This is a genomic window from Methanocalculus pumilus (assembly GCF_055382585.1).
Window position 1 is genome coordinate 1,876,381 of the sequence record NZ_AP042393.1, and the last position, 25,884, is coordinate 1,902,264.

General features: G+C 50.7%; 32 protein-coding genes and 1 tRNA gene. 14 read left to right on the top strand and 19 right to left on the bottom strand.

What is annotated here, in order from left to right:
• Nucleotide 1 precedes the first annotated feature (1 nt).
• Nucleotides 2-331 carry a transcriptional regulator gene (locus ACZ44I_RS09940; protein WP_464550333.1) on the bottom strand — a complete coding sequence of 110 codons (330 nt, stop codon included), beginning with the start codon at nt 329-331 and terminating at the stop codon, nt 2-4.
• A gap of 145 nt (nt 332-476) precedes the next feature.
• On the opposite strand from ACZ44I_RS09940, the gene metX reads away from it, so the two are divergent.
• From metX to cysE, 3 genes are read left to right on the top strand one after another with little or no spacing between them, the layout of a single operon-like run.
• Entirely contained in the window at nt 477-1,946 is a 1,470-nt protein-coding gene (metX, locus tag ACZ44I_RS09945; RefSeq protein WP_464550331.1) for a homoserine O-acetyltransferase MetX, read from the top strand.
• An 11-nt stretch (nt 1,947-1,957) separates the two neighbouring features.
• Nucleotides 1,958-2,887 carry a cysteine synthase A gene (cysK, locus tag ACZ44I_RS09950; RefSeq protein WP_464550330.1) on the top strand — a complete coding sequence of 310 codons (930 nt, stop codon included), beginning with the start codon at nt 1,958-1,960 and terminating at the stop codon, nt 2,885-2,887.
• A gap of 10 nt (nt 2,888-2,897) precedes the next feature.
• On the top strand, nt 2,898-3,851 hold the full coding sequence (cysE, locus tag ACZ44I_RS09955; protein ID WP_464550328.1) for a serine O-acetyltransferase: 954 nt from the start codon (nt 2,898-2,900) through the stop codon (nt 3,849-3,851).
• Here cysE and nadA read toward each other — a convergent pair.
• From nadA to ACZ44I_RS09975, 4 genes are all read right to left on the bottom strand, one after another.
• Entirely contained in the window at nt 3,848-4,753 is a 906-nt protein-coding gene (gene nadA / locus ACZ44I_RS09960) for a quinolinate synthase NadA (protein ID WP_464550326.1), read from the bottom strand. The genes cysE and nadA overlap by 4 nt on opposite strands.
• A gap of 63 nt (nt 4,754-4,816) precedes the next feature.
• Entirely contained in the window at nt 4,817-5,101 is a 285-nt protein-coding gene (locus ACZ44I_RS09965) for a DUF1894 domain-containing protein (protein ID WP_464550324.1), read from the bottom strand.
• The gene (locus ACZ44I_RS09970) at nt 5,101-5,550 is read right to left on the bottom strand and encodes a DUF1890 family protein (protein ID WP_464550322.1); all 450 of its coding nucleotides are present in this window, start codon (nt 5,548-5,550) and stop codon (nt 5,101-5,103) included. The genes ACZ44I_RS09965 and ACZ44I_RS09970 overlap by 1 nt, the downstream gene beginning before the upstream one ends.
• Before the next feature lie 15 nt (nt 5,551-5,565).
• The gene (locus ACZ44I_RS09975) at nt 5,566-6,558 is read right to left on the bottom strand and encodes a radical SAM protein (protein ID WP_464550320.1); all 993 of its coding nucleotides are present in this window, start codon (nt 6,556-6,558) and stop codon (nt 5,566-5,568) included.
• 171 nt (nt 6,559-6,729) lie between these two features.
• Here ACZ44I_RS09975 and ACZ44I_RS09980 point away from each other — a divergent pair.
• The 5 genes from ACZ44I_RS09980 to thiI all read left to right on the top strand — a co-directional run bounded on the left by ACZ44I_RS09980 (nt 6,730) and on the right by thiI (nt 11,708).
• A tRNA-Cys gene (locus ACZ44I_RS09980) sits at nt 6,730-6,801 on the top strand.
• A gap of 40 nt (nt 6,802-6,841) precedes the next feature.
• The gene (locus ACZ44I_RS09985) at nt 6,842-7,573 is read left to right on the top strand and encodes a HesA/MoeB/ThiF family protein (protein ID WP_464550318.1); all 732 of its coding nucleotides are present in this window, start codon (nt 6,842-6,844) and stop codon (nt 7,571-7,573) included.
• Between the two features lie 275 nt (nt 7,574-7,848).
• Entirely contained in the window at nt 7,849-9,213 is a 1,365-nt protein-coding gene (pscS, locus tag ACZ44I_RS09990) for an O-phospho-L-seryl-tRNA:Cys-tRNA synthase (protein WP_464550316.1), read from the top strand.
• Nucleotides 9,214-9,223: 10 nt separating this feature from the next.
• Nucleotides 9,224-10,525, top strand: a complete 1,302-nt coding sequence (locus ACZ44I_RS09995) for an O-acetylhomoserine aminocarboxypropyltransferase/cysteine synthase family protein (protein WP_464550314.1) — start codon at nt 9,224-9,226, stop codon at nt 10,523-10,525.
• A 61-nt stretch (nt 10,526-10,586) separates the two neighbouring features.
• Nucleotides 10,587-11,708, top strand: a complete 1,122-nt coding sequence (thiI, locus tag ACZ44I_RS10000) for a tRNA uracil 4-sulfurtransferase ThiI (protein WP_464550312.1) — start codon at nt 10,587-10,589, stop codon at nt 11,706-11,708.
• Nucleotides 11,709-11,810: 102 nt separating this feature from the next.
• On the opposite strand, the gene ACZ44I_RS10005 is transcribed toward thiI, so the two are convergent.
• Nucleotides 11,811-11,981, bottom strand: a complete 171-nt coding sequence (locus ACZ44I_RS10005) for a winged helix-turn-helix domain-containing protein (RefSeq protein WP_464576510.1) — start codon at nt 11,979-11,981, stop codon at nt 11,811-11,813.
• Between the two features lie 330 nt (nt 11,982-12,311).
• Between ACZ44I_RS10005 and ACZ44I_RS10010 the strand changes: the two genes are divergently transcribed.
• Together ACZ44I_RS10010 and ACZ44I_RS10015 are read left to right on the top strand one after the other, a co-directional pair.
• Nucleotides 12,312-12,590: a ubiquitin-like small modifier protein 1 gene (locus ACZ44I_RS10010; RefSeq protein ID WP_464550310.1), complete on the top strand. Its 279-nt coding sequence runs from the start codon at nt 12,312-12,314 to the stop codon at nt 12,588-12,590.
• A 5-nt stretch (nt 12,591-12,595) separates the two neighbouring features.
• Nucleotides 12,596-13,000, top strand: a complete 405-nt coding sequence (locus ACZ44I_RS10015; protein ID WP_464550308.1) for a molybdenum cofactor biosynthesis protein MoaE — start codon at nt 12,596-12,598, stop codon at nt 12,998-13,000.
• 16 nt (nt 13,001-13,016) lie between these two features.
• Here the strand turns inward: ACZ44I_RS10015 and ACZ44I_RS10020 are convergent, their stop codons facing one another.
• Genes ACZ44I_RS10020 through ACZ44I_RS10030 form a run of 3 tightly spaced genes read right to left on the bottom strand, consistent with a single transcriptional unit; the run spans nt 13,017 to nt 15,039 of the window.
• Nucleotides 13,017-13,205, bottom strand: coding sequence for a hypothetical protein (locus tag ACZ44I_RS10020; RefSeq protein ID WP_464550306.1), 189 nt, complete (start codon nt 13,203-13,205; stop codon nt 13,017-13,019).
• 11 nt (nt 13,206-13,216) lie between these two features.
• Nucleotides 13,217-13,834, bottom strand: a complete 618-nt coding sequence (locus ACZ44I_RS10025) for a DUF4276 family protein (RefSeq protein ID WP_464550304.1) — start codon at nt 13,832-13,834, stop codon at nt 13,217-13,219.
• Nucleotides 13,831-15,039, bottom strand: a complete 1,209-nt coding sequence (locus tag ACZ44I_RS10030) for an AAA family ATPase (RefSeq protein ID WP_464550302.1) — start codon at nt 15,037-15,039, stop codon at nt 13,831-13,833. Before ACZ44I_RS10030 ends, ACZ44I_RS10025 begins: the two co-directional genes overlap by 4 nt.
• Nucleotides 15,040-15,259: 220 nt before the next feature.
• Between ACZ44I_RS10030 and ACZ44I_RS10035 the strand changes: the two genes are divergently transcribed.
• Nucleotides 15,260-15,580 (top strand): hypothetical protein, encoded by a 321-nt coding sequence (locus tag ACZ44I_RS10035; RefSeq protein ID WP_464550300.1) that lies wholly within the window; start codon nt 15,260-15,262, stop codon nt 15,578-15,580.
• On the opposite strand, the gene msrA is transcribed toward ACZ44I_RS10035, so the two are convergent.
• Genes msrA through ACZ44I_RS10050 form a run of 3 tightly spaced genes read right to left on the bottom strand, consistent with a single transcriptional unit; the run spans nt 15,564 to nt 16,869 of the window.
• Complete coding sequence (msrA, locus tag ACZ44I_RS10040; RefSeq protein WP_464550298.1) at nt 15,564-16,085, bottom strand: peptide-methionine (S)-S-oxide reductase MsrA; 522 nt, start codon at nt 16,083-16,085, stop codon at nt 15,564-15,566. The two genes, ACZ44I_RS10035 and msrA, sit on opposite strands and share 17 nt — an antisense overlap.
• A gap of 8 nt (nt 16,086-16,093) precedes the next feature.
• Nucleotides 16,094-16,591 (bottom strand): ferredoxin-thioredoxin reductase catalytic domain-containing protein, encoded by a 498-nt coding sequence (locus ACZ44I_RS10045; RefSeq protein WP_464550296.1) that lies wholly within the window; start codon nt 16,589-16,591, stop codon nt 16,094-16,096.
• Nucleotides 16,588-16,869, bottom strand: coding sequence for a glutaredoxin family protein (locus ACZ44I_RS10050; protein WP_464550294.1), 282 nt, complete (start codon nt 16,867-16,869; stop codon nt 16,588-16,590). Before ACZ44I_RS10050 ends, ACZ44I_RS10045 begins: the two co-directional genes overlap by 4 nt.
• A gap of 54 nt (nt 16,870-16,923) precedes the next feature.
• Between ACZ44I_RS10050 and ACZ44I_RS10055 the strand changes: the two genes are divergently transcribed.
• The 3 genes from ACZ44I_RS10055 to ACZ44I_RS10065 all read left to right on the top strand — a co-directional run bounded on the left by ACZ44I_RS10055 (nt 16,924) and on the right by ACZ44I_RS10065 (nt 19,157).
• Nucleotides 16,924-17,544: a hypothetical protein gene (locus tag ACZ44I_RS10055; protein ID WP_464550292.1), complete on the top strand. Its 621-nt coding sequence runs from the start codon at nt 16,924-16,926 to the stop codon at nt 17,542-17,544.
• A gap of 61 nt (nt 17,545-17,605) precedes the next feature.
• Entirely contained in the window at nt 17,606-18,610 is a 1,005-nt protein-coding gene (locus tag ACZ44I_RS10060) for a PAS domain-containing protein (protein WP_464550290.1), read from the top strand.
• Nucleotides 18,611-18,614: 4 nt separating this feature from the next.
• Nucleotides 18,615-19,157 (top strand): DUF7504 family protein, encoded by a 543-nt coding sequence (locus ACZ44I_RS10065; RefSeq protein WP_464550288.1) that lies wholly within the window; start codon nt 18,615-18,617, stop codon nt 19,155-19,157.
• Nucleotides 19,158-19,174: 17 nt separating this feature from the next.
• Here ACZ44I_RS10065 and ACZ44I_RS10070 read toward each other — a convergent pair whose 3' ends face one another.
• The 7 genes from ACZ44I_RS10070 to ACZ44I_RS10100 form a co-directional block, all read right to left on the bottom strand.
• Nucleotides 19,175-20,389, bottom strand: coding sequence for a phosphoglycerate kinase (locus ACZ44I_RS10070; RefSeq protein ID WP_464550286.1), 1,215 nt, complete (start codon nt 20,387-20,389; stop codon nt 19,175-19,177).
• A 112-nt stretch (nt 20,390-20,501) separates the two neighbouring features.
• Entirely contained in the window at nt 20,502-20,720 is a 219-nt protein-coding gene (locus ACZ44I_RS10075) for a hypothetical protein (RefSeq protein WP_464550284.1), read from the bottom strand.
• A 47-nt stretch (nt 20,721-20,767) separates the two neighbouring features.
• On the bottom strand, nt 20,768-21,397 hold the full coding sequence (locus tag ACZ44I_RS10080; RefSeq protein ID WP_460371843.1) for a V-type ATP synthase subunit D: 630 nt from the start codon (nt 21,395-21,397) through the stop codon (nt 20,768-20,770).
• A gap of 6 nt (nt 21,398-21,403) precedes the next feature.
• Nucleotides 21,404-22,780, bottom strand: coding sequence for an ATP synthase subunit B (locus tag ACZ44I_RS10085; RefSeq protein ID WP_464550282.1), 1,377 nt, complete (start codon nt 22,778-22,780; stop codon nt 21,404-21,406).
• The gene (locus ACZ44I_RS10090; protein WP_464550280.1) at nt 22,777-24,525 is read right to left on the bottom strand and encodes an ATP synthase subunit A; all 1,749 of its coding nucleotides are present in this window, start codon (nt 24,523-24,525) and stop codon (nt 22,777-22,779) included. Before ACZ44I_RS10090 ends, ACZ44I_RS10085 begins: the two co-directional genes overlap by 4 nt.
• The gene (locus ACZ44I_RS10095; RefSeq protein ID WP_255332733.1) at nt 24,516-24,818 is read right to left on the bottom strand and encodes a V-type ATP synthase subunit F; all 303 of its coding nucleotides are present in this window, start codon (nt 24,816-24,818) and stop codon (nt 24,516-24,518) included. Before ACZ44I_RS10095 ends, ACZ44I_RS10090 begins: the two co-directional genes overlap by 10 nt.
• Nucleotides 24,818-25,876, bottom strand: a complete 1,059-nt coding sequence (locus ACZ44I_RS10100) for a V-type ATP synthase subunit C (protein ID WP_464550278.1) — start codon at nt 25,874-25,876, stop codon at nt 24,818-24,820. Before ACZ44I_RS10100 ends, ACZ44I_RS10095 begins: the two co-directional genes overlap by 1 nt.
• Between the last annotated feature and the right edge of the window lie 8 nt (nt 25,877-25,884).

Sequence of the window (25,884 nt, forward strand, 5' to 3'; positions counted from 1 at the left end):
TTCATTCCACATCCTCATAAGAACCGCAGGCCTGTTCACCTTCCCGCATCTTCACGCAGATTTTGCAAATTTGTGATGCCAGATCTATCTCTTTTCCCGAATGGAGATCAGATGCAAGATCCCTGATCAGGGTACGGATATCCTCCTCAAAAACAATTCTATACCCTCGCTTTCCCGAGAGGTACTGCGATATGGCAGAGGGAGCACAATCAAGAATTTCAGCAGCTTCCTGCTGGGTTGAACCGCACGAAATCAGCTCCTCTGCGATCGCAGCCCGGATAGCCGGGAGTACATCCCATACGATCATCTGACAGGGTAACTTCAGAACCATCACTTCCCACCATAGTTATTTCACAATTGTTAAGTCAATGAGCGATAAATAGCTTCGCCAAAGAGCCGGAACAATAACTTTTTTATAACCCTCGGTTCATTCATGTATAGAAGATTCACAATTGTGAAATATCGGGAGAAGAGATATGGCACGATCATTATCAACAACGCACACGATGACAGTCACCTTTGATGAGCCGCTTCTCCTTGAATCAAAAGCGACTCTCAGCCCATTCACCATCGCATACCAGATCTATGGAAAACTGAATCGTGAGAAGAGCAATGCAATCCTCATCTGCCATGCCCTCTCAGGGGATGCCCACGCAGCCGGAGTCGATCCGGAGTCCGGTAAGAAAGGGTGGTGGGAGACGCTTATTGGGCCGGGAAAGGCTTTTGATACCGACCGGTACTTCGTCATCTGTTCAAACGTTATCGGGGGATGCAAGGGATCAACTGGACCCGCGTCAATCAATCCGGAGACTGGGAAGCCATATGGACTGAGTTTTCCTGTTATAACCATTCAGGATATGGTCAGGGCTCAGAAGAGGCTTATCGACCATTTGGGTATCAGGAGACTTGCTGCTGTTGCAGGCGGATCGATGGGAGGCATGCAGGCACTTGCCTGGTCGGTTCTCTACCCGGAAGCGGTCAGTAAGGTAATTGTGATTGCAACCACCTCCCGATCATCACCCCAGCAGATCGCCTTTAATGAAGTAGGACGGCAGGCGATCATGGCGGATCCTGCATGGAAAGGGGGAGAGTATTCACCAGCGGATCCTCCAACGCGCGGTCTTGGTCTGGCCAGAATGATCGGCCATATCACGTACCTCTCGGATGAAGCCATGCATGAGAAGTTTGGAAGGAGATTCTATGGACCAGAAGGGATCAGCTATGAATTTGCAACAGAGTTTCAGGTAGAGAGTTACCTCCATCATCAGGGGGACTCTTTCACCCGCCGGTTCGATCCAAACAGCTACCTCTACATCACACGGGCTCTCGATTATTTCGATCTCTCCCTGGAGGGATCGCTTGCAGACGGATTTACCAATGCTACATCATCGTTCCTCGTTGTCTCGGTATCAAGCGACTGGCTGTACCCGCCATACCAGTCAGAGGAGTTGGTAGCAGCACTCACAGAAAACGGGATAGATGTGCAGTACTGCGAAATTCGATCGAAGTACGGGCATGATGCCTTCCTGCTCGAGTCCGGGCAGCTTAATTACATTATCGGGGATTTCCTCGACCGTCTCCTCGTCAGAAATGTAATGGGGGGCGGAATACCCACTATCGAAGAGTCGGCTTCGATACTTGAAGCATCCAAAATTATGATCAATGAGGGCGTCAATCACCTCCCTGTGCTTGGAGAAAAGAAGCAGATTTCCGGGATCGTAACGTCATGGGATATTGCCAAGGCTGTCGCCTGCGGCTACAGGACCCTTGATGAGATCATGAGCAGGGATGTTCTCACCGCTTTGCCGGATGAGCCGGTTCGGGAAGCAGCACGAAGAATGCAGGAGAGCTCCATCTCAGCACTCCCGGTCATTGATGAGAAGAAGCGGGTCATTGGCATCATCACCAGTGAAGCGATCAGCAGGCTTGTTGGCAGATGCACATAAGGAGGAGAATTATGGGTAAGATCTATAGTGATATAACAGAAACAATCGGAAATACTCCCCTCATCCGTCTGAACAGGATCACGGAGAGGTTATCGGCAATAGTGGCTGTTAAGGCCGAGTCCTTCAACCCGATGCACAGCGTCAAGGACAGGATCGGGCTTGCGATGATTGACTGTGCAGAGAGAGAAGGCAGACTCGGTAAGGGGCAAAGGATAATGATCGTTGAGCCGACAAGCGGAAATACCGGGATAGCTCTGGCAACTGTTGCTGCCGCACGCGGACACCCCATTACCCTCGTTATGCCTGAGACGATGAGTGTTGAACGACGGCAGGTTCTCTCTGCTCTTGGAGCGGAACTGATCCTGACGCCGGGTGGCGAAGGGATGGGCGGAGCAATCCGGAAGGCGACCTCTCTTGCAGAAGAAGGGGGCTGCTTCATGCCCCAGCAGTTCGAGAACCCGGCAAACCCGGAGATCCACAGAAAGACAACAGCTGAAGAGATCTGGCGGGACACAGACGGAAAAGTCGATATCGTTGTTGCAGGGGTTGGAACAGGAGGGACGATAACCGGGATTGCAGAGGTCATCAAAGAGCGGAAACCATCTTTTAAGGCTATTGCAGTCGAGCCCGTAGAGTCACCGGTTCTCTCCGGGGGAAAACCGGGTCCACACAAAATACAGGGGATCGGTGCAGGTTTTGTTCCGAAGATCATCAGGATCGACCTTATTGATGAGATAATACAGGTCACCGCAGACGAAGCGAAAGAGATGGCACAGAAGCTTGCCCGAAATGAAGGCATTCTTGCAGGGATATCATCAGGTGCTGCACTTACTGCGGCCCTAAGGGTAGCAGAACGAGAGGAGAATGCAGGAAAGCTGATTGTTGTTATCCTGCCGGATACTGGAGAGAGATACCTTTCAACTGGTCTCTTCACACCATAGGAGAAAGAGTATGAGCATACGGGAAGATGTCAGGACGGTCTTTGAGAAGGATCCGGCAGCACGATCCACCCTTGAGGTAATCTGCTGCTATCCGGGGATGCATGCCCTCTGGATACATAGAATTGCACACCGTCTCTGGAGTTACAGGCTTCGTTTTCCTGCCCGCCTGCTTTCACATATCTCACGTGCCCTTACCGGAGTCGAGATACATCCCGGCGCAATGATCGGTAGAAGGGTCTTCATCGATCATGGCTCAGGTGTTGTCATCGGGGAGACAGCAGAGATCGGCAACGATGTACTCATCTATATGGGGGTTGTTCTCGGAGGGACATCGCTGACGAGGGGTAAACGTCACCCGACTATCGGAAATGACGTTATTGTCGGATCAGGTGCCGCAGTCCTTGGACCGATCGATATAGGAGAGGGTGCCCGGATTGGTGCGGGATCGGTTGTTGTCCGGCCGGTTCCGGCAGGAGCAACCGTGATTGGGGTTCCTGGAAGAATTGCCGGGCCTGATGAGCAGAGGACCCCCGGAATCCTCGATCATGGAGATCTGCCGGATCCTATGCTCAGGGTAGTGAGCCGCCTCCTCGATCGGCAGAGCAGGCTTGAAGAGAGGATCTTTGAGCTTGAACGCGACCATATTACAAAAGAGGCGAAGAAGCATGAACTGATCAGGGAGGAGGAGGTCAGAAACGCACTCAGGACGGTTATCGATCCCGAGGTAGGGATTGATATCGTCGATCTCGGTCTTGTAAAGGAGGTGCATGTCGAGGATGATTCAGTTCTCGTCTCGATGGTTCTGACGACAAGCGCCTGTCCTCTCGTTGATTATTTAAAAGATCAGGTGAAGAGGACTGTGCTTGGACTCGGCGGAATCTCACATGTCAATGTCGAGATCCTAGACGAGCCCTTCAACTGGGATCGGTTTGTTGCACAGAAAGGAAGACTTGAAGATCTTTAAATTTCAAGCATCCGGGAAATTGCAACCCGTGCTCTCGCAGCTATCTCATCAGGAACCAAAATCCGCGGTGTCAGAGTTTCAAGTGATTGGAGAACCTTATCCAGGGAGGTCTTCTTCATATTCATACATATGGCTTTTTCAGAGAGGGGATAGACCCGCTTGCCGGGGCACTGTTTCTCTATCTGATGAATAATGCCAGGCTCCGTTCCGATGATAAAATCATGTCTGTCGGATGCACAGATATGCCGGATCATCCCGGAGGTTGAATGGACATAATCTGCCAGATCGATCACCTCAGGCCGACATTCAGGATGAACAAGTAACTCGCTATCCGGATGAGCAGATCTCGCCTGTTTGACATCCTCAATACTCATCCTGTCATGGACATAGCAGTACCCTTTCCAGGGCAAAATCTCTTTTTCCGTGAATCGTGCCACATAGCGTGCAAGGTTTCTGTCAGGGAGCATGATCACCTGATCGGTTTCGAGGGATTCGACGACTTTAAGGGCATTTGCCGATGTACAGCAGATATCACTTTCTGCCTTCACCTCAGCTGTTGTATTCACATATGCAACGACGGCTGCGTCAGGGAACCGCTCACGGAGGATCCTCACCTCACCTCCGGTGATCATCCCTGCCATCGGGCAGTGGGCATCAGGTGCCGGGAGGAGGACAGTCTTTTCAGGAGAGAGGATAGCAGCAGTCTCAGCCATAAAATCAACCCCGCAGAAGATGATAGTCTCTTCTCCTCGCCCTGCTACTGCCCGGGCAAGCTCGAGCGAGTCCCCGACGATATCAGCAATATCCTGTACCCCGGCAACCTGATAGTTATGGGCAAGGATCACTGCATTTTTCTCTTCAGCAAGAGAGCGGATTTCTGTTGATATATCCTGTACAGTCACTTCTGGCACCTCTCTTCAATCTGATGAATACACCATCCACATGACTGATACAATCCTGAAGCCTTATGGCTTTTCCCTCCCTTTCTTTTGTACCATCACTACATCTTCTGAGGATATGACACGGAGAAGATAGGTGCCTTGGCAGGGTTTTGTATAGGGGAGGATGACCGCATCGCCATCGATACCAAGAGGAATGGGAGGAACACCGATGATCCGTTTCTCAAAAATTTTAAAACCCGGATCAACATAATAGACCTCTTTGTAGTGTTTTTCAACATATTCCCTGCACTCTTTGAATGAGGCCATCGAGAGGAGAACCTCATAGCCGAGATCTTCTACACAGCCCATCAAAGCACCTCATCCAGTTTTTTACGGAGTTTACCGGGATTATGGACCGCCTTCTCGACGATCAGCTCGCAGGGAATCTCAAGTTGACCTGCAAGATCCTCTGCCTCCCTCCCAAAGACAACGACGATAAGACGGCCTTCAAAGAGATACCGGATGGTGGTTGCGTAACTGATCCCGGCATCATTGTGGGCAAAGACGATACAGGTCGATGGAATTCGTTCCCCTGATGCCAGTTCCTCGATACACCGATCGAGTTCCATCATCTTCTTTGCGTACACCTTCTTCGGATCTGAGACCTTCAGGAGAACCAGCACCGCGCTGTTCCCGGCAATCAGTACATCCTTTCCAGCTTCATTCAGGTGACCTGCTGCATAGAGTGCAAGCGCCTGCTGCACCGGAACCTCGGGGCACCCGAGGATGATAAGCGTTTCATTTCTTTCCTCTACCATACTATACCTCAACTACTAAACATCCCAAAACGGCGTGATATCACAGCCTGTGCATGGGAGGCACATGGTGCGGGCTTTTGTGGCATCGAGCCCATGCTGTTTCAGTATCTCTTTTGTCTCCTTTGAAAGGTACAGGAGACGTTCCTGTGAGGGCCGTTTCATCGTGATCTCACCTTGACGAAGTGGGGATGGTGAGATCGGACGGAGATTTGGGATTACACCCATCTGCGCAAGAGTCATGACACCATCAAGTACTGTGTTATCATCCTCACCAAGGCCGATGATGAAATTTGTAAAGACCGCATTTTTTCCAAAGATTGATACCGCCTCCCTGAGTGCATCAAGGATCTCAGGTAAGGAGAAATCAGGGCAGACAGAAGCGAAGATCTCCGGATCCATCGTCTCCACATTATACTTGATCTCAACTGCACCGGCATCGTGGAGGAGCCGGCTTGAATCTTTCGTCGGATAAACCGAGACGCCGATTGGGAGGTCAAAACGGCTTTTTAACGCCTCCACAACCCTAACCATCCTTTCCACCTCCTCTTCAGGAGAGACGGCGACACCACTTGTCAGGGAGATTGCATTGAGCCTGCCGGTTGCCGATGCCTCTTCAACCATGCCGATGATCGTCCCGATACTTTTTATTCCGCCATGAAGTTTTGGAACCGGGCAGAACCTGCAGTCAAAGATGCAGCATTCGCTGACCGTGATATATGCCTGTTCCGGGCAGTGGCAGAGCGGTGTTTCGAGTTTTCCCCAGATAAACGGCTCATTATTATGAAGAATGAGAACACCATCTTCATCTGGAACAACTTTTAATGGAGAATGTTCCTTTACCGTCAGGCGCACTCTGTGATCCCCTGACCGGATGAAGATCGACGTCCCTCCGGCTCCGGGACCGGCAGTTGCCGATGTCTTTGTTGCAATCGGAACAAGCCGCTCATCAAGCTCCACGGTTCCAATAGCAACAAGAAACGCTTTTCCTTCTGGCGTCATTACAGACATTTCCATCACAGAGTCCTTTTCACAATTGTGAATTATACGATAATTTGTTCTGTGGAGTATTATACCTTCGGATTGAAGATACAAAATGAGGTTTTTTTTGCCGGATTCGAAGCCATTAACGTATCAGAGGGAAGAGTAGATTATGGCAATGTCACAATTGTGAATGCCTGTGCCAAGGTGGCGGAGTGGCTACGCGGTTGACTGCAGATCAACTACATCCCGGTTCGATTCCGGGCCTTGGCTCTTCTTATAATACCCTGTAAAATCCATTTGGAGGGACTCTATGTTTTCGGTTCAGGAACTCGATCGATACAAACGCCAGATCATGCTCTTCGGCGAAGAGGGCCAGGAGCGGCTGAAGGAAGCAACGATATTCATCGCAGGTGCCGGTGGTCTTGGTTCTCCCATCTCCATCTACCTTGCAGTTGCAGGGGTGGGACAAATCATCCTTGTTGATAAAGACAGCGTGGAACTAACAAATCTCAATCGGCAGATACTCCACTTCAACCAGGATATCGGAGAGAGGAAGACGGTATCTGCAGCAGCCAAGCTCAGAGAGATCAATCCCGATATAAGGATTGATGTTATCGATACAACCATTGATGAGACAAATGTCCTCAATCTCGTCGGAGATGCAGATGGTATTGTCGATGCGATGGATAACTTCCCAACCCGGTATCTTTTGAACAAGGCAGCATATACAAAGAAGATCCCCTTCTTCCACGGCGGAATACGTGGTCTCTGCGGGCAGGCAACAACGATAATCCCCGGAAAAACTGCCTGCCTCTCATGTATATTTCCACACCCACCACCTGCTGAAGTCTTCCCGGTCGTAGGAGTAGCACCCGGGTTCATAGGAATGGTACAGGCAACCGAGGTGATCAAGTACCTCACCGGCACAGGGGAACTTCTGGAGAACCGACTCATGCACTGGGATGGAGAGCGATCTACGGTTGATGAGATCGGGCTTGAGAAGAACCCAGGATGCAGGGTTTGTGGTGTGAATGATGCATAAACTGAGAAAAATACATTGAAAAGGATATTCGATCATTATCCCTGAAAATTGTAAAAGAGAGGACATCCGGTCGGTCATTTCCAGCCAGTAGAAACCGGAGTTGAAACTGAAAAACAGGATGATTTCGCCGCTTGAAGAAGATATATATATTTACTGGTTGATGTTCATTATGGCTTTCACAATTGTGAATTATTACCTGGGTTGGAGGAGATGACCATCCGCCATCAGATCAGAATAGATTGAGCGAATAATGCAGTAGAGTCTTAGGAGTGATCATGAATATCAGAGTACAGAAGTTATTCGAGGCGATCTTCACCCTTGAAGATATGCGGGAGATCTATCGCGGATCGATACCCACAGGTCTTGACAAGGTGGAAGAGACGGCATTTGATGAAAAGATCGCTGAACTGAAAGCGATAATACATGAGCTGGAAGAAGACAAAGGGACCGCACGGATCACAAAGATTGCCGGAACCCTTGACATTCGGTCACGGGAAGAGGAGTTCATCAACATCCAGCCGATTCAGGCAGCAGGACGGCTGACTCCGGAGGCAAGGAAGGCAATAGCCGCCTACGGTGACGGCTACTCAACCTGTGACGCCTGCCGAAAACCCTTCCGTCTCGACAAGATCACAAAACCCGGGATTGCTGATTTCCATGCTGACCTTGCATCGTATGTCAATATGGATATTGCCCGTGTGGTGCCGGGAGCCAGGAGGGGATTCCAGGCAGTCGCCCAGAGCCTTGTTGCAAAAGGAGACAGTGTCATCGTCTCTGCTCTGGCTCATTACACCGAGTTCCTCGCAGTCGAGGGGGCAGGAGGGGTTGTCAGAGAGGTGCCTCTCAATGAAAAGAATCTCGTCACCCCCGAGGCAACCGCAGTGAAGATTGAAGATGTGATCCGCGAGACAGGGAAGACTCCCTCCCTTGTGATGATGGATCATGTCGACTACCAGAATGCAAATGTTCATGACATCGCTGGTATTGCCAAAGTAGCACACCAGTACGACATCCCGATACTCTACAATGGCGCCTATACCGTCGGTATCATGCCGGTGGATGGGAAATCGCTTGGCGTTGATTTCATCGTGGGTTCCGGCCACAAGAGCATGGCATCGGTTGCTCCATCCGGAGTACTTGCCACAACTGATGAATGGGCTGAGAAGATCCTGAATACCACTGCAATGACAGGGGACCTGACGAAGAGGAAGTTTGGAATCAAAGAGGTTCAGATGCTCGGGTGCACACTGATGGGTGGAACGCTTCTTTCGATGATGGCGTCCTTCCCCGCAGTGAAAGAGCGGACACTCCACTGGGATGAGGAAGTGAAGCGATCGAACTACTTCATCGATAAACTCCTCTCGATCTCCGGAAGTCGGGTTCTCTCCGAGTACCCACGGAAGCATACCCTTACAAAGGTGGATACAACAGGGAGCTTTGACACCATCGCAAAGACCCATAAACGCCGGGGATTCTTCCTCAGTGACGAGTTGTCAGAGCGGGGAATCATCGGTGAATTTGCAGGTGCCACACGAACCTGGAAGCTGAACACCTACGGCCTTTCAGAGAAGCAGGTACAGTACCTCGCTGATGTCTTCATCGAAATTGCAGAGAAATACGAATTACCGATAACAGAATGAGACGATACCAATGACAGAAAAAACATTCCGATTAGGAACACAGGCACTCCATGCGGGGCAGGAACCAGATCCGACAACCGGATCAAGAACTGTTCCACTCTACCAGACGACATCGTATGTCTTCCGGGATACTGAACATGCAGCGAATCTCTTCGGGCTAAGAGAGCTTGGAAATATCTATACCCGGTTGATGAATCCAACCACCGATGTCTTTGAGAAGAGAATTGCAACAATCGAGGGTGGGACAGCCGCCCTTGCATTCGCCTCGGGAATGGCAGCGATCACCAATGCCCTCCTGACCATAACACAGCCGGGAGATGAGATCGTCTCAGCAGATAATCTCTATGGCGGCACCTATCAGCTCTTCAATTATACCTTCCCGAAATTCGGGAGAAAGGTCATATTTGTCGACTCAACCGACCCGGAAGCATTTCGAAGAGCAATTACCGAGAAGACCCGTGCCATCTATGCAGAGACGATCGGAAATCCGAAACTCGATATCCCTGACTTCGAAAAGCTTGCTACAATAGCACATGAGCATGAGATACCGTTAGTCGTTGACAACACAACAGCAGTCGGACTGGTCCGTCCAATCGACCATGGTGCAGATATTGTCGTCCTCTCAGCCACGAAGTACATCGGTGGCCATGGAAACTCGATTGGGGGTGTTGTCGTTGACTCAGGAAAGTTCGACTGGAGCCGCGGGAAGTTCCCGGAGTTTACCGAACCTGATCCAAGCTATCACGGGGTGAAGTACTGGGATACCTTTGGGAACTTCCCGGGACTTGGAAATGTTGCAGTCGCCTTCAAACTCAGGCTTCAGCTCCTCAGGGATACCGGTGCTGCACTTTCTCCATTCAATGCATGGCTCTTCTTAATCGGCCTTGAGACACTCCATCTCCGGGTTGAGCGGCACGGAAAGAATGCACAGGCGGTCGCAGAGTTTCTGAGCAGGCATCCAAAAGTTGCCTGGGTCAATTATCCGGGGCTTTCGAATCATGAAAGCCACAAAAAGGCTGCGAAATATCTGAATGGAAATTTTGGTCCCCTCGTCGGATTCGGGGTGAAGGGAGGAGTTGAAGCCGGACGCACTGTTATTGAGTCATTAGAACTCTTCTCGCATCTTGCAAACATCGGAGATTCAAAGAGTCTGGTGATTCATCCGGCAACAACCACCCACCAGCAGCTCACCGAAGAGGAGCAGAGAGCAACCGGCGTCACTCCTGATTACATCAGGCTTGCAATTGGAACCGAGGATATCGAAGATATCATCTTTGACCTCAATCAGGCACTGGAAAAAGTCACAGTGTGATGGAATCACTCCTGATTCACATTCAAACTCATTTTTCTAAACATTATTGTGAGATGAAAGCATGGCAACTGAATGGTTGATCAGGTATTCTGAGATATTTCTCAAATCAGATCCGGTAAGGAAACGCTGGGAGAATATTCTGATCTCCAATATCAGAAGAGTCCTTCCCGATATTGACATGAAAAACGAACGGGGGCGTATCTGGCTTACCGGCGGGATAGATCCGGATATCCTCTCCAAAGTGTTTGGGATCGTTTCGTTCTCAAAGGTGGAGACATTTCCCCTGGCCGATCTGGAGAGAGGGGTTCTTGATTTCTGTAGAGAGAAAGGGCTCAAAACCACAGGATCATTTGCGATACGACTGAAGCGTGTCGGCAATCATTCTTTTACATCCCAACAGATGGCAGCTCGTACCGGCAGCATTGTTCTTGCGAAGTATCCCCATCTGAAGGTTGACCTGAGCAATCCTGATAAAGAGCTGTTCATCGAGATACGGGGAGAACAGTGTTACATATACGATACCATTCTAAAAGGTCCGGGAGGTCTTCCCCTCGGATCGGCTGGCTCGCTTGTGGCACTCGTATCGGGAGGTATCGACTCGCCTGTTGCATCCTGGATGATGATGAAGAGAGGCTGCCGGATTATCCCGATCTATGTCGCACTCGATCAATTTCTGGATGAGACGACACTCGCACGGGCAAGAAAAGTAATCGAGGCTCTTCGGCCATACCAGCCAGATATCGAGCTTATTGTCATCTCCGATGGATATCTTGCATCCGCAAAGAAAGAGTTAATCGAGGGCTGGAATGAGAAATATACCTGTTTATTCTGTAAACGAAGGATGTACAGGATAGCAGAAGCTGTCGCACAAAATATTGGAGCGGCAGGGATTGTTACCGGGGAGTCTATTGGCCAGGTTGCATCCCAGACGCTTGATAACCTTATCGTTCTCAATGATGCAGCTGCCATCCCGGTATACCGCCCCCTCATCGGGTTGGATAAAGAAGAGATAATGAATCTGGCACGGGATATCGGGACTTTCACCCCATCGATAGTGCGAACGACCGGTTGCAGGGCGGTGCCAAAAGGCCCGTCTACAAAGGCAGATCTTGATAAAATACTCGAAATAGAGAGGAAAATGATATCATCCACCATCCCGCTGCCAATGATGGAGATCAGGTAATGGAAACCATCACATAAAGTTCATCAAGGGATCGGGTAGACCACCAGAACCCCCTTTTTGATGAAAAAGTTGAATAACTATCCAGTTACTGAGAAAGATTCCTTATGCCGTCGATGCCTGAAGGACACCCTCATCGAGGCTATACAGGCTCTGCCTTGCATCGGTGAAGTAGTATCGTTCAACGATGAACCCTTCTTCTTTCAGACGTTTTATTGCATACCGGATTGTTCGCCCGGACAGCGATGTCCTGGCGACAAGCTCTTTCTGAGTCATCTGCTCTCCTGATTCCAAGATCTTATACAGAAGCTTGGCTGAAGGCGGCAGATGCCGAATACTCCGGGAATTGCCTTGATTCATTGTGGTACTCTCAACAAAAACGATCCCTCATAGTGGAATCACCATAGATCTATTGAACTTCACAATTGTTAACTTTTTCGACCATGATGATATAGCCATCAGGTGAATACTCTGCCGGGAAGGATTCCCATCAATGGACATGATTGTCTGCCAGATGAATAATCACATAACTGATTTAGGTGATCTCTTCCGAAATACTCGATTATAAAGGATCATACGAAAAATACGTATGGAGGAGAAAGGAAAATGATGATCACAATCAAGGCATTTGCACGTTTCAGGGAGATACTCGGATCAGAGACCACCCGTGAAGTAGCTGACGGAACAACACTCGCGGCACTGATTCAGGAGATCGCCCGGAAAAACCCGAAGATGAAGGCATCACTCTATGATGATGACGGCACCCTGCGCCGCTACATCATCCTGATGCAGAACAAAAAGCGGGTGAACCACAGTGAGGTTGAGTCGATCGTCCTCAATGACGGTGATGAGATTGCACTCTATCCACCAGTTGCCGGAGGCTGAAGAGAATGGTTGTTACAGTTACCCAGGAAGACTTTGATATCAACAGGCTGATCGAGGAGAGAAAAGCCCCCGATATGGGTGCAATGGTCTCATTTATCGGGATCGTCAGGGATGACGGGATCGAGCGGATCGAGCTTGAGGCACACCAGGAGGTCGCCGTGGAAGAACTCGAAGCGATCCGTGACGAGGCATTCGCGAAGTTTCCGATCAAATCCATTGATATCATCCATAGGATAGGGGATCTGAACGTCGGTGACAATATTGTCCTAATCCTTGTCGGGGCAGGTCACAGGCGGGAAGCATTTGAGGGATGCGAGTACATCATCGAACGGCTGAAGGAACGGGTCCCGATCTGGAAGAAGGAATATACAAAAGACGGAGAGCGGTGGGTGCCGGGAGAGCACCATTAACCATCCCTACTCCCCTTCACCAGAGCGTCCCGTCTGCCATCTCCGCATACTCGCATTCCTCGCACATACGCCCCAGGGCATCCCACTCACGATCGGTATAGGGTCCAAGTGAACCCTTCCCGCAGTACTCACAGGTGCGATACCGGCAGGGCGAGGTGTCGGTTTTTGGCGAAAGGGTCGAAAGAATGCGTTCAAGGATGCCCATTCGTCACTCTCTCAAGGGGATAGTTTCTCATCCAGAATACGCTTCATTCTTTGGAACGCCACAAGATGATCTTTGAGAACCTCGGGATTGAGCTCCCCTACCAAGTCAAAAGACACTTTGCCCTTTGAATATGGTTGGGTAGTATTTCGTGTGGCCTGCATCAGTTGATCCTGTATGTCATGGCGATTTCGCCCCTCAATCCCTGAGAGGGGCGGAAGAGCAGATTCCTGAAGGGTTCCGCGCCTCCTGTAATACTCCTTCAGAGTATCACGATCTGAAGTGATCCACGTCTCCATACAGGTAGTCATCAGGAGGACATTCTCGTCATCCGAACAATCAGGCCTATCCCAATCATCACGTCCCTTAAGGTGTTCCCAGGGTTTTTCTGGATTCTTCACCGGATCTTCGCTATCAATCAGCATAGCAACATAATCCAAACGGGGCTCTTGTAATCCTATTGTAAAATCAGTATATGTGCTATTACGACTGCCACAGGCCACTAACCTTGGCATCCTGCCTGAATACCCCATTTTTCTGAATAATCTATTGAAGCCTTCCTGACACTTTATCTTCAGAGCCTTTGAATCCTGCCTCCCGCCTCCCCCTTCAAGATAGATTTTGACACTCACCAGCGTTTCCCTCCGATCTCTCCCTTAATCCAGAGGTCACCAAGACTATAGCGTTCAAGCCATTCTTTCAGATCATCTTGTTTTAGTCTCTGCATTTTTGTACCTTTATCTCTCTTCTCACAGACGATTACAGACTCAGGAGTATCAGTAAGCGCATCAACCAGAATCTCAGAATGGGTGGTCACGATCAACTGGCATCTCGTTGATGCAGACACCAGTAAATCCGCAAGTGTCGGGAGAACATCAGGATGCAGACCAAGCTCGGGTTCTTCAATACAGATGAGTGGTGGGGGATTGGGATGACAGAGAATAGCAAGGAGACAGAGGTACCTGAGAGTTCCATCCGATAGCCTTGTTGCAGGGATGTCAATTGATCCTTCTTTCAGGTACACCTGTACACCGCCTCCATCGACAATCTGAACATGATAATCATCGATCTCGGGATACAGAGCATTAAGGGCCGCAAGAATTACGTTTTTATCATTTAATTCAAGTTTATTCAGGATCAGAGCAAGGTTTTCACTACCAGCAGTCAGGTATTGTGATGGCAGGTCGGTCTTTTGTGGCTGGCGTAGAGGAGTATAACGTCCAAACGTCCAGTCACGATATATATGAAATCCGCCATATAAATCTGTCAGAGCAGTCAGAACAGGGTAATAATAGGGATCTTTTACCTGAGAGAGAACTGATCGTTCAGGATCTATTGTATCTCGGGGAAGCTCGCGCACATCTCCACCATCAACTTCAGAGACCTGCATCGATTCGGATCTGGCTCTTCCCTTTAGCCGGATAAATCCTGCATCATTCCGATAGTAATAGTACGGTTCATTATATCCAGAATAGGGTTCATTTGTCTCGATTCGCTCAGCTGTCACTTCAAACCGGCGTCCATGTTCCCGAAATGATATGCTATGGCGAATAGGCATCCTGGGATGATCAGGTAGGGAAACTGTTGCTTCAATAGTGGCTGTCGGGCTTGTTGCACCCTTCCATAACCAGTCTCTGACACCACCTGTCTCCCTGACCGGAGCTGAGAGATCCTTTGGAGCAGCCGCAAGCAGGCTGATTGCTTCGATAAGATTGGACTTCCCGGAGCCATTTGGCCCAATAAGAACATTCAGTGAAGATAAAGGGATAGGTTCGGTATCCGGACCAAATGAGAGGATATTTTTCAGGTATAATTCTCGTAAAACGGGTTCTTTCATATTCGTTTATTCACCCTCCATACACTCTTATAAGATGCACGGATTATAAATAGTCCGCCTCATCATCCCAAAGAGGTGATCTCTCTCCATACCTCCAATCCGAGACCACAACCCTCACTATCGATCCCCTCCAAACACCATTCCAGGCAGACACACCTCCGCCTCATCCTCTATGGAATCCTCACCTGGCTCATCCCCATCAGAATCTCACTCTTCCTGTATGGGCCGGACGGAAACACTCACTATCGGAATATTCGCCTTCAAAAGCCTGATGATCATCTCAGGTGCCGCAACAGGCGCACTACTCATATACCTGTACCTGAGAAGCCTCCCTTCTGGCACGAACTGGCTTACTGCCGGGGCAACTATCGGCATTTCCTGGCTTTTGATCAACTGGGCACTTGACCTTGTTGTGATGGTCGCTCTCTTTGGGATGGGTGGTCCGGAGTGGTTTATTGAGATCGGCTCCCGGCACCTGGTCATCCCTGCAATGGCAATCCTTGCCGGGGCTACGGCTGAGCCTGTTAGAGAGAAGGAATAAGGAGGAGGAGAGTGTGATCGGCTTTTAACCCGATCCCGCAGGAATGCCCATGCTTCCTGAAGTACTGCTGGTGGTACTCTTCAGCTGGCCAGAAGTGAGCGGCAGGCAGAATTTCTGTCACGATCGGCCTGCCAAACCTCCCGGATCGATCCATACGTTCCCGCGACGCTGTCGCTTTCTCCTCCTGCTCTTTGGAATGGGTGAAGATGGCAGAGCGGTACTGGCTCCCGATATCCGGCCCCTGCCGATCCTTTGTCGTTGGGTCATGGAGGGACCAGAAACAGATCAGCAGGTGATCGTACGTGACAAGAGCCGGATCATATGTCACTTCGACTGCCTCTGCTTGTCCGGTTCTCCCGGTACATACCTCCTCATATGTCGGGTTGTCAACGGGTCCACCGGTATATCCGACACGGGTCGATATGACACCGGCAAGATCCGCAAAGGCTGCCTCCACCCCCCAGAAACAGCCCGCAGCAAATGTTGCTATTTCATGTTCAGACATACTAACATTCAGGCGAATCGTTCAAAACGCTCTTTTGACACCTTGCAGATGGGACAGGTCTCGGGCGGTTTCTCCCGTGCACAGAGATATCCACAGACCCGGCAACGCCAGACCGGCAGAGAAAAACCACCCGCCAGACTCCCCGATCCGGCCTTCTTCCGCTCACTCCGTGGAGGGCGGCGTTCCGGGATAGCTCTCAGCTCTTCGCTGCCGCTTCGAACCGCTTCTGTTACATAGAGTGAGCAGTAGCAGGCACCAAAATCATCGAGATCAGAGTCCCGGTAATCACAGGGGCAGATGATATCAAGATCCTCCTCTTTCCTTCCAAAGGAGAGGCGGCAGGGGCAGGCAGGATATCCATACCTTTTGGTATTCACGATCAGCCCTTTGACAAGTGCCCGCACCCCATCCCGATCAGGGCTCAAATGATACCCATGACTCTCAGCATCTTTTGTGAGCTCCTGTTCTAGAGCGTCAATCTCCTCTTCTGTAGGATCATATGTCATCGTCCAAACACTCTCCGAATCTCTTCTTCCTTATACCCGATAATGGCATCTTTTCCATTGATCACCAGCGTCGGAAACGATCCCGCAGGGTTGAATCGCTCAACTTCATTGATCGCCGCCTCAATCTCTTCTGGAGGGAGGAGATCTGCATAGACATACCGAAACTTCACCTTCAGGCTCTGGAGGAGTTCTTTGGTCATCGCACACCAGCGGCAGGTGGAGAGGGCATAGAGCACCAGATCCCCCCGGTCTTCTCCGTCAACAACGGTATATTGCATAATTATCCAGACAGATGTCAGAAGCCTTAAGAATTTCGGAAGAGACAAAACAGTATGACGAAGAGATCGCAGGATGATGCCATCACCGTCCTCTCAGTTATTCTCATCATCCTTGCAGGGGTGGCAGGGACCATCGTTCTCATCCATATCATTGCCCCCCATCACACCGGCACCCCGCACGGTCTTGTCGCAATGGCAGTTCGCGAATCCGGGGACTCGGTTCGTTTGGCCGGAGATCTGGTCGGCTACTCTTCTATTCCACGCACCGTATCAGGTTTTGATATCAGGCCACGGAAGACTGATGAACATGCAATAGGGGCCATACAGGTATCGATCTCACCGATCATCGGAGATATGGCGATCGACATGGATTACACCCGGATCAGTATCATATCCGGCACCACTGAGACGCACCTCACCCGGAAGAAAGCATCACCCCTCAATCCAGGAGACTGGGCGATCATCTCCCGGTATGGCTATCTCCCGTTTGGATCGGCAAATGATGATGATATCCTCCATGCAGGCGAGGCATTCGATCTCCTCATCACCCTGCCAGAACCACTCTATCCCGGGGAGCGCTTCACCCTTGTGATTGCACCCGCCGGGGGCATGCCTCTTCGTATCACAAAAACGGTGCGTGGGAGAGTGACTGCTGTCACCACTATCTCAAACTGACTGACAATCCAAAGGGTTATCAGATATAAATCCGATGCATAATCATACCAGAGGGATCCGATTGACCGATACGAACAAGCCAGGAATATCAGAGTATGAGATTCTGAAACGAACCTTCAATGCAATAGAAGATCCAATCTTCTTCCTTTCACCCGATAGTACCATCCTCCATGCCAACCCGGCATCAGCAACACTTCTCAATATACCGCTTGAAGAGATAGTCGGATCACACTGCTATCAGATCGTCCACCATACACCAGCAAATATCCGCGGATGCCCCTTCATCCAGGCGAAGAAGACAAAGAAGCGTGAGAGCTACACAGTGAATCTTGGATCTCACTGGTATCAGTTTTCAGTCGATCCGGTCTTAGACAATGATGGGGAGTTCATCGGTGCTGTACATATTCTCACAAATATCGACTCAATCAAAAAGATCCACGAACTGAGGGCTGTTCTTGGAGCGGTCATCGAGACAACACCTGATCCGATCATCGGCGAGACACCTGATGGGCATGTCATCTCATGGAATAAGGGTGCTGAGGAGACATTCGGATACACTGCTGAGGAGATGATAGGGGAGAGTATCCAGCGTATCATCCCGGAAAAACTCAGGCAACAGCACCTGGATTATCTTCGAAAAGTGCAGAGGGGAGAGCGGGTTGAGGAGATCGAAACCCGCCGGATCAGGAAAGATGGGGAAGAGATCGAACTCTCACTCTCACTCTCCCCAATCCTTGACGAACGCGGGATCAGCACAGGGATCGCCGTTATCATGCATGATCTGACCGAGATCAAAAAAGCGCAACGGGCACTCCTTGCATACATAACAGAAGCAGCACTCCGTTTGAAGAACCCGATCGAGATCATCGCACGCACGATTGAGGAGATCACCGATCTTCACACAGCAGGTGAGATCGATGATGAAGAACTCAATACAAGCCTTATGATCCAGGTACGCCACGCCGAGAAAGTAATAGAAAATGTCAGGGAACTTCAGCAGGCGATTGTACTTGAACTCGATGAGATCCCACAATCATATCGGAAATTCCTTATGGACGAGGAGTAATCGGATGGATATAATAGAATCAGATGACTCGGCGATATTCCTCTATATATCAGATCCCGCCCGGATGAAGCAGACCAATCTGGATATTGTTGCAAACCTGACAGCCAGAGATAAATCATGTATCATCATTACCACAAACATCCCCTCATCGATTTTGACGAAACTCTATTCAAAAAACGGGATCCCGATGGATAAGATCTATTTCATCGATGCGATCACCAAATACTCGCTTGGCTCCATACCAGCGGGAGTTCCAAACACAACCTTCACCTCAAACCCGGGAAACCTTACAGAACTCGGCATTGCCATCTCGGAAGCCCTGAAGACGAGAAAAGGAGATACTGCACTCATATTTGACTCGATCAGCACCCTCCTTATCTACCTCTCCTCACCAAATATCTCAAAATTCATACATTTTATCTCCAACAAGATCCGGCTCCTCGATTTAAAGGGAGTCTACCTGAGTGCCGAGAAAGGACTTGATCCACTTCTTTTAGCACAGATCAGTTCAATTGTCGATGAGGTCATAGAGCAGCAAAAAGAGTGAGAGGACGAAGGGAGCTCTTAGCCAAAGAGCTCCCATGATGCCTCAAGTGCCGCCACCGCAGGGAGTTTTTTGCCGGTAAGAAACTCGATACAGGCGCCCCCGCCTGTGGAGAGATGTGAGTAGGATGATTCAAGCCCCATCTTCTCGATCACTGCCGCCGTATGCCCTCCGCCAACAACTGAGAACTCGACTGTTGAAGCGGCACGGATAAGCTCATAGGTGCCGATCGCAAAGTCCGGATCCTCAAAAACACCGGCGGGACCATTGAAGACAATTGTCCCCTGTGTCTGGATCAGGGAGACCATTGATTGGATCGAGCCACTCCCGAGATCGAGGATCGGCACATCATCTGGTATCTGATCAACAGGATACTCAACCCGCTGCCCATCTTCCCGGACGGCAACAGACTCCGGCATCACCACTTGATCACCATATGATGAGAGGATATGCTTTGCCTTCTCGATCTCACTGGAATAACCAAGACTTTCGATCAGCTGGCGGGAAGGGCGGCCGATCTCGATTCCGGATGCCGCAAGAAAGATATTCCCGACAACCCCTATTGCCAGGATCTGATCAGCAATTCCGTTTGTAAGCACATGCTCTGCAACTGCAATCGAGTCATCCACTTTTGTACCACCCAGAATGAAGGTGATCGGGTGAGGTGCACCTGAGAAGACCTTTGAGAGCATCAAGACCTCGCGTTCCATCAGGAGTCCGGCAACCGACTTCATCGCCATCGGGAGTCCTACCATCGACGGTTGCGACCGGTGCGCGGTGCCGAAGGCATCATTGACGAAGAGGTCACCCCTCTCCGAAAGCATACGGACGAGATGTGTCTTCTTTGCCTCTTCAGGCTTCATCGTGAGGTTCTCCTCTGCATTGAAGCGGAGGTTTTCAAGCATTATTACCTCGCCATTCCGGAGTGAAGAGACCGCCTCACGGGCGGATCTCCCGATAATATCATCAATATACGTAACCGGCCTCCGGATAAGCCGCTCGAGTTTTTCTGCATGGGATTTGAGTGTTGTAAAATCCTTTTTGCCGGGACGGCTCTGGTGGGTGAGGATCACCACTTTCGCATCTTCAAGAGCCAGAATCGTCGGGATATGCTCACGGAACCGCTTATCGTCAAGAATCGTCTGCGATGAAGGATCCATCGGGGAGTTGAAGTCCACCCTGACGAAAACTGTCTTTCCCTTCGTCTCAACATCCTGCAATGTACCAAATACCATGAAAGAGCCTCCCGAACTCCATGTATACACTATGAAGAGGAAGACATTATTAATTGCGCATTTGTTCCAATACCAGTTATAGAACCAATCCACCAGAAGATCTCTGGAGGTTCTAGGAAGAAGCCTGTCCAGGGATTGAGTCTGTTGAAGAGAGGATCCTGGATGCAGAAGCAGCAGGATATACCGTCATCAGCACCAGGCGTGTTCCGGTGAAGGCATGGGGGATTACTACCGGCCGGTTGAAGCCAGGATCAACGAGTGGAGAGAATGATATATGGATACCGAAACAGCCTCGTTCCTGGAGAAGGAGATTGAAATATTCAGGAACCATGGCTCATACTACGGTTATACATTCTTTATCCTGAAAAAAAGGGTTGATCAGGCCTCTGATCTGGCCTTGATCTTCTTTAAGCGGAAGAGTTCTTCACGCTCCATCTCATCAAGACGCATCTTGATGAAATCGCGTGCCTCGGTGAGTTCAGGGATCACCTTGAACTCCAGCGCATTCACACGCCGCTTGGTGCTCTCGATCTCATCCAGCAGCCGCTTCATCGTCGTCTCGATCTCGGCACTGTGAATGATTGACTCGAGGAGATCCTCGAAGGCATCTGCTGCCTCATCGATGACCGAGGAGGTACCGATAATACCATACCCACGCTCGGTCGGGCCCTTTCGTACACTTGATGATTGGATCTCAGGTACGACAACGCCCATGATGTTCTTGCTCTTCAGCTCGATCCGGGGGACATCCCCGACTGAGAAGGCAGCCGCCTTGACACCGATAGCGCCTTCGACTGTATCTGCGATGGCGATCATCTCCTGCGCCCGCTCGTACTTTCGGGCAAGCTCGTCACGGGTATCCTTGGCCTGTTCAAGGATCTTGAAGAACTCAAGGATGAGTCCATCACGCTTCATCTTCAGGAGCTTGTAGCCGCGCTCAGAGAGCTTGATACGCCGTTTCAGGGCGATCAGTTCAGATCTGGTCGGCTTTACATCGCGGAGCGCCATGGCAGGTTACTCCTTCCGGTATTTCGGATGGTACTTCCTGATCAGGTCACGGTCAATCCTGACGAGCTGCTCCTCAGGCAGTGTTGCCAGAAGCGACCAGCCGACATCAAGGGTATCTGCAATCGATCGGTCTTCATTGATTCCCTGGCGGACAAACTGATCCTCGAAGTAATCCGCAACCTCAAGGAAGAGCCGGTCACGTTCAGAGAGCGCATCCTTTCCGACGATGGCGACAAGACCACGGAGATCGTTTCCTTCTGCATATCCTGCATACAGCTGATCCGAGACCTTCTTATGATCGTCACGGGTCAGACCTTCTCCGATACCAAGGTTCATCAGACGCGACAGCGACGGAAGAACGTTGATTGGCGGATAGATACCCTTCCTGTGAAGTTCACGGGAGACCACGATCTGGCCTTCGGTAATGTATCCGGTCAGGTCAGGAATCGGGTGGGTGATATCGTCACCAGGCATTGTCAGGATCGGAATCTGGGTAACTGAGCCCTGGACTCCCTTGATGATACCGGCACGCTCGTAAATGCACGCAAGATCGGTATACATGTATCCCGGATATCCACGGCGTCCAGGCACCTCTTCACGGGCTGCACCGATCTGGCGGAGCGCCTCACAGTAGTTGGTCATGTCTGTTAAGATAACGAGCACATGGTATCCAAGCTCATATGCAAGGTACTCGGCGGTTGTCAGTGCGAGACGTGGCGTGATGATACGCTCGACCGCAGGATCATCTGCTAGGTTCAAGAAGACAACTGCACGCTCAAGTGCACCGGTCCGCTCGAAGTCCTCCATGAAGTGGTTTGCTTCTTCCTTGGTGATACCCATCGCAGCAAAGACCACAGCGAACGACTCGGTTGATCCCGGAACCTTTGACTGGCGGGCAATCTGAAGCGCAATATCATTGTGCGGAAGACCGGATCCTGAGAAGATCGGGAGCTTCTGACCACGGACAAGGGTGTTTGTACCGTCGATAGTGGAGATTCCCGTCTGGATGAAATCCTTTGGATTGCCACGTGCATACGGGTTGATCGCAGCACCGGTGATGTCAAGCCGCTTCTCGGGAACGATCTCGGGACCGCCGTCGATCGGCTTTCCGCCTCCTGAGAGGATACGCCCAAGCATATCTTTTCCGACCGGCATCTTGATCGCTTCGCCGAGGAACCGGATGCCTGAGTCCCTGCCGATACCGGCAGTCGTCTCAAAGACCTGAACCACAACAAGATCATCGCTTGTATCAAGAACCTGACCACGTTTCACAGTTCCATCGGAGAGCACAATATTGACCAGTTCCTGGTACCCGACCGGCTCGGTCTTCTCGACGAAGACGAGCGGGCCTGCGATCTTTGTAACTGTCTTATATTCCTTCATGCTCCTGCCCTCAGTGTTGTGAACTCAGATTCCATGCCTTTCAGAATCTGTTCAAGCATTGGCTTGTAGTCGCGGACGAACTTGATCTGCGGGAGATCGGACTTTGCCTTGACAGAGATGATCTGTGCAGGGGCAACACCGGCTGCCTGTGCGGCATATGCTGAGTCGGCATAGACCTTGATCGTCTTCATGATATCGAACTGCTTGGTCATGTCACAGTAGGTATCGACATCATCGAATGCATTCTGCTGGAGGAAGATCTCACGAAGCATACGTGCCACTTCGATGGTGATCTGTTCCGATTCAGGCAGGGCATCGGATCCGACGAGCTGAACGATCTCCTGAAGCTCTGACTCCTTCTGAAGAACTTCCATCGCCCATGAACGGAGCTTGTTCCATTCGGGTGAGACATGTTCGTCATAGTAGTCATGAAGCTGGTCAAGGTAGAGCGAGTAGGAGTTCAGCCAGTTGATAGCCGGGAAGTGACGCCGCTGCGAGAGCTTGGCATCAAGTGCCCAGAAGACCTTCACAATACGGAGGGTGTTCTGGGTAACCGGCTCGGAGAAGTCACCACCGGGCGGGGAGACCGCACCGATAACAGAGACAGAACCTGAACCGCCTGCCAGCGTCTCGACAAGACCTGCACGCTCATAGAACTCAGAGAGCCGTGCTGCAAGGTATGCGGGATACCCTTCTTCACCGGGCATCTCTTCAAGACGGCTTGAGATCTCACGCATTGCTTCTGCCCAGCGGGAGGTCGAGTCTGCCATCAGGGAGACGTCATAGCCCATATCACGGAAGTACTCCGCAATGGTGATACCGGTATAAACCGATGCTTCACGGGCAGCAACTGGCATATTCGAGGTGTTGGCGATCAGAACAGTCCGCTCCATCAGGGGCTTTCCGGTCTTTGGATCGTCAAGATGCGGGAACTCTGTCAGTACCTCGGTCATCTCGTTGCCACGCTCGCCACAGCCGATGTAGACGACGATCTCAGCATCAGACCATTTTGCAAGCTGCTGCTGGGTAACCGTCTTTCCTGAGCCAAATGGCCCTGGAATTGCTGCTGTTCCACCCTTTGCAATCGGGAAGAGACCATCAAGGATACGCTGTCCGGTGTTCAGCGGGATCTTCGGGTTCTTCTTCTCTTTCACAGGTCGTGGCACACGAACCGGCCACTTCTGCATCATCGGGTATTGGGATCCGTCATCAAGAACAATCACCGTCTCGTCGACAGTAAATGATCCGGATTTGATCTCCTTCACAACACCGCCGGCTACATTTGGCGGGATCATGACCCGGTGCATCTTGTTCGTCTCCTGTACCTCACCGATGATCTGGCCGGGCTCGACACGGTCACCAGCCTTCACAACAGGCTTGAAATCCCACTTCTTTGAGCGGTCAAGGCCAGGTGCAGTGACACCACGTTCGATGAAGTTCCCCATCTTCTCGACGAGGACCTCAAGAGGCCGCTGTATACCATCGTAGATACTGGTGAGGAGACCGGGGCCAAGCTCAACTGCGAGTGAGAGTCCCGTGTTTGCGACCGGCTCACCCGGTTTGATGCCGGAGGTGTCTTCATAGACCTGGATGATGACGTTATCACCATCGATCTTGATCACCTCACCCATCAGCTCCTCATCACCAACCTTGACCACATCGTACATGTGTGCGTCAAGGTTCACCGCAGTGACCACAGGTCCTGCGATTCTTTTGAGAATTCCTGATTTCTTCTTTACTTCCACAGATCAACACCCACTGATCGCTTTATCCGCTCTCTCAGGGAGAGGCCGCCCGTCTCGCCGCCAATGGAGATAACGGTCGGTTTCACCGAGTTCTCAAGGGCTATCTGAAGCCTTCTTGGAACCTGTTCCATATCAGTGCTCTGGAGGACGAGGATACCGACATTGGGATCTTCCAATGTCCGGCCAATCACCTCCGTGAGTTTCTCCGGAGTCTCTGCCGCATAGGTCTTCTGAAGACCGGCGAGCCTGAAACCCAGAATGAACTCTTCTCTTCCGATAACTGCGATCTCCATCATATCACCAGATAGTTTTCGATCCGGTCAGCCGGAAGATTTGCCTGTTTTCCACGAGCAAGCGCCCTGAGATTGGTCACTTCATACTTCTTCTTCTCAAGGTAGACGAGGATCGGGTAGATCGAGAATGGATTCCTCTTCGAGAGCCGATCCATATAGTCCAGCTGTGCCCTGGTCAGGGAGTTCTCTACTTCATGAATGGGTTTCTCTTCACGAAGTCCTTCGAGTGCATCAACGAGTGCCGGACTCTTCACTTTCTTCCTCAGCGTATCGACAAGCTCATCGATCGTCTCGACCTGAGAGATTCGTTTGAGCTCATCGACTGAGAATGAGGCACCAGGGATCCAGACATCAGCTGTCTCTTCACCTGAAACCGGCTGGCCCCTGAGCCTGAAGATCGTCTTGATATTCCTGATATCGATATCAAGCTGTATCGATTTAAGGAACTGGTTTCCGCCTTTCAGTCCGCTCCGTGCCTCTTCAATGAGATCGGCATAGAACTGGCGGTACAGCTCGTTCTCAAGCCTTCCAAACGATCCCGTTTCAACTGCACCTGAGTACTCGCGTTCAATGACTGAGTAGAGGGGGAGGTTCTTGAGCATCTCGATAGAGCGCTCTGCCGACTCTTCTGCAATCATCCGGTCCAGAAACAGGACATCAAGAGATCCGGCCGGAACAACCACTTCTTTGATCTTTCCGGCAGACATCCCCTGTTTCTTACCACGGATGATGGTGAGGATATTCTGGATATCCCACCTCCGAAGGTACGATTTTGTGAACTGTTTGAGAATGCCGGGGGTGATCGCAAGGATTGCCTGGAATTCCTTTGCCAGGTTCCAGGAGAGCGCCTCTTCGACGAGATCGATGCCGTCAAATGATGACGCAAGCTCATCGATCTCTTTTTTGTACTCCATCTCTTCAATGAGACGGGTGATCTGGGGAAGGCTCATATTCAGCATCCGGAGATATTCTTCCCGCGGAAGCAGTTTGGATTTGCGTACACGCATACGCGTGCAGACATAGACATAGGGGGCCGGACCGCCAATCACCACAGACATCAGCACAT

Bases quoted from the DNA above. Each gene is read 5' to 3' on its own strand.
- ACZ44I_RS09940 (WP_464550333.1), bottom strand. From the start codon at position 331: ATGGTTCTGAAGTTACCCTGTCAGATGATCGTATGGGATGTACTCCCG.
- metX (WP_464550331.1), top strand. From the start codon at position 477: ATGGCACGATCATTATCAACAACGCACACGATGACAGTCACCTTTGAT.
- cysK (WP_464550330.1), top strand. From the start codon at position 1,958: ATGGGTAAGATCTATAGTGATATAACAGAAACAATCGGAAATACTCCC.
- cysE (WP_464550328.1), top strand. From the start codon at position 2,898: ATGAGCATACGGGAAGATGTCAGGACGGTCTTTGAGAAGGATCCGGCA.
- ACZ44I_RS09965 (WP_464550324.1), bottom strand. From the start codon at position 5,101: ATGGGCTGTGTAGAAGATCTCGGCTATGAGGTTCTCCTCTCGATGGCC.
- ACZ44I_RS09970 (WP_464550322.1), bottom strand. From the start codon at position 5,550: ATGGTAGAGGAAAGAAATGAAACGCTTATCATCCTCGGGTGCCCCGAG.
- ACZ44I_RS09975 (WP_464550320.1), bottom strand. From the start codon at position 6,558: ATGTCTGTAATGACGCCAGAAGGAAAAGCGTTTCTTGTTGCTATTGGA.
- ACZ44I_RS09985 (WP_464550318.1), top strand. From the start codon at position 6,842: ATGTTTTCGGTTCAGGAACTCGATCGATACAAACGCCAGATCATGCTC.
- pscS (WP_464550316.1), top strand. From the start codon at position 7,849: ATGAATATCAGAGTACAGAAGTTATTCGAGGCGATCTTCACCCTTGAA.
- ACZ44I_RS09995 (WP_464550314.1), top strand. From the start codon at position 9,224: ATGACAGAAAAAACATTCCGATTAGGAACACAGGCACTCCATGCGGGG.
- thiI (WP_464550312.1), top strand. From the start codon at position 10,587: ATGGCAACTGAATGGTTGATCAGGTATTCTGAGATATTTCTCAAATCA.
- ACZ44I_RS10005 (WP_464576510.1), bottom strand. From the start codon at position 11,981: ATGACTCAGAAAGAGCTTGTCGCCAGGACATCGCTGTCCGGGCGAACA.
- ACZ44I_RS10010 (WP_464550310.1), top strand. From the start codon at position 12,312: ATGATGATCACAATCAAGGCATTTGCACGTTTCAGGGAGATACTCGGA.
- ACZ44I_RS10015 (WP_464550308.1), top strand. From the start codon at position 12,596: ATGGTTGTTACAGTTACCCAGGAAGACTTTGATATCAACAGGCTGATC.
- ACZ44I_RS10020 (WP_464550306.1), bottom strand. From the start codon at position 13,205: ATGGGCATCCTTGAACGCATTCTTTCGACCCTTTCGCCAAAAACCGAC.
- ACZ44I_RS10030 (WP_464550302.1), bottom strand. From the start codon at position 15,039: ATGAAAGAACCCGTTTTACGAGAATTATACCTGAAAAATATCCTCTCA.
- ACZ44I_RS10035 (WP_464550300.1), top strand. From the start codon at position 15,260: ATGGGCCGGACGGAAACACTCACTATCGGAATATTCGCCTTCAAAAGC.
- msrA (WP_464550298.1), bottom strand. From the start codon at position 16,085: ATGTCTGAACATGAAATAGCAACATTTGCTGCGGGCTGTTTCTGGGGG.
- ACZ44I_RS10045 (WP_464550296.1), bottom strand. From the start codon at position 16,591: ATGACATATGATCCTACAGAAGAGGAGATTGACGCTCTAGAACAGGAG.
- ACZ44I_RS10050 (WP_464550294.1), bottom strand. From the start codon at position 16,869: ATGCAATATACCGTTGTTGACGGAGAAGACCGGGGGGATCTGGTGCTC.
- ACZ44I_RS10055 (WP_464550292.1), top strand. From the start codon at position 16,924: ATGACGAAGAGATCGCAGGATGATGCCATCACCGTCCTCTCAGTTATT.
- ACZ44I_RS10065 (WP_464550288.1), top strand. From the start codon at position 18,615: ATGGATATAATAGAATCAGATGACTCGGCGATATTCCTCTATATATCA.
- ACZ44I_RS10070 (WP_464550286.1), bottom strand. From the start codon at position 20,389: ATGGTATTTGGTACATTGCAGGATGTTGAGACGAAGGGAAAGACAGTT.
- ACZ44I_RS10075 (WP_464550284.1), bottom strand. From the start codon at position 20,720: ATGGTTCCTGAATATTTCAATCTCCTTCTCCAGGAACGAGGCTGTTTC.
- ACZ44I_RS10080 (WP_460371843.1), bottom strand. From the start codon at position 21,397: ATGGCGCTCCGCGATGTAAAGCCGACCAGATCTGAACTGATCGCCCTG.
- ACZ44I_RS10085 (WP_464550282.1), bottom strand. From the start codon at position 22,780: ATGAAGGAATATAAGACAGTTACAAAGATCGCAGGCCCGCTCGTCTTC.
- ACZ44I_RS10095 (WP_255332733.1), bottom strand. From the start codon at position 24,818: ATGGAGATCGCAGTTATCGGAAGAGAAGAGTTCATTCTGGGTTTCAGG.
- ACZ44I_RS10100 (WP_464550278.1), bottom strand. From the start codon at position 25,876: ATGTCTGTGGTGATTGGCGGTCCGGCCCCCTATGTCTATGTCTGCACG.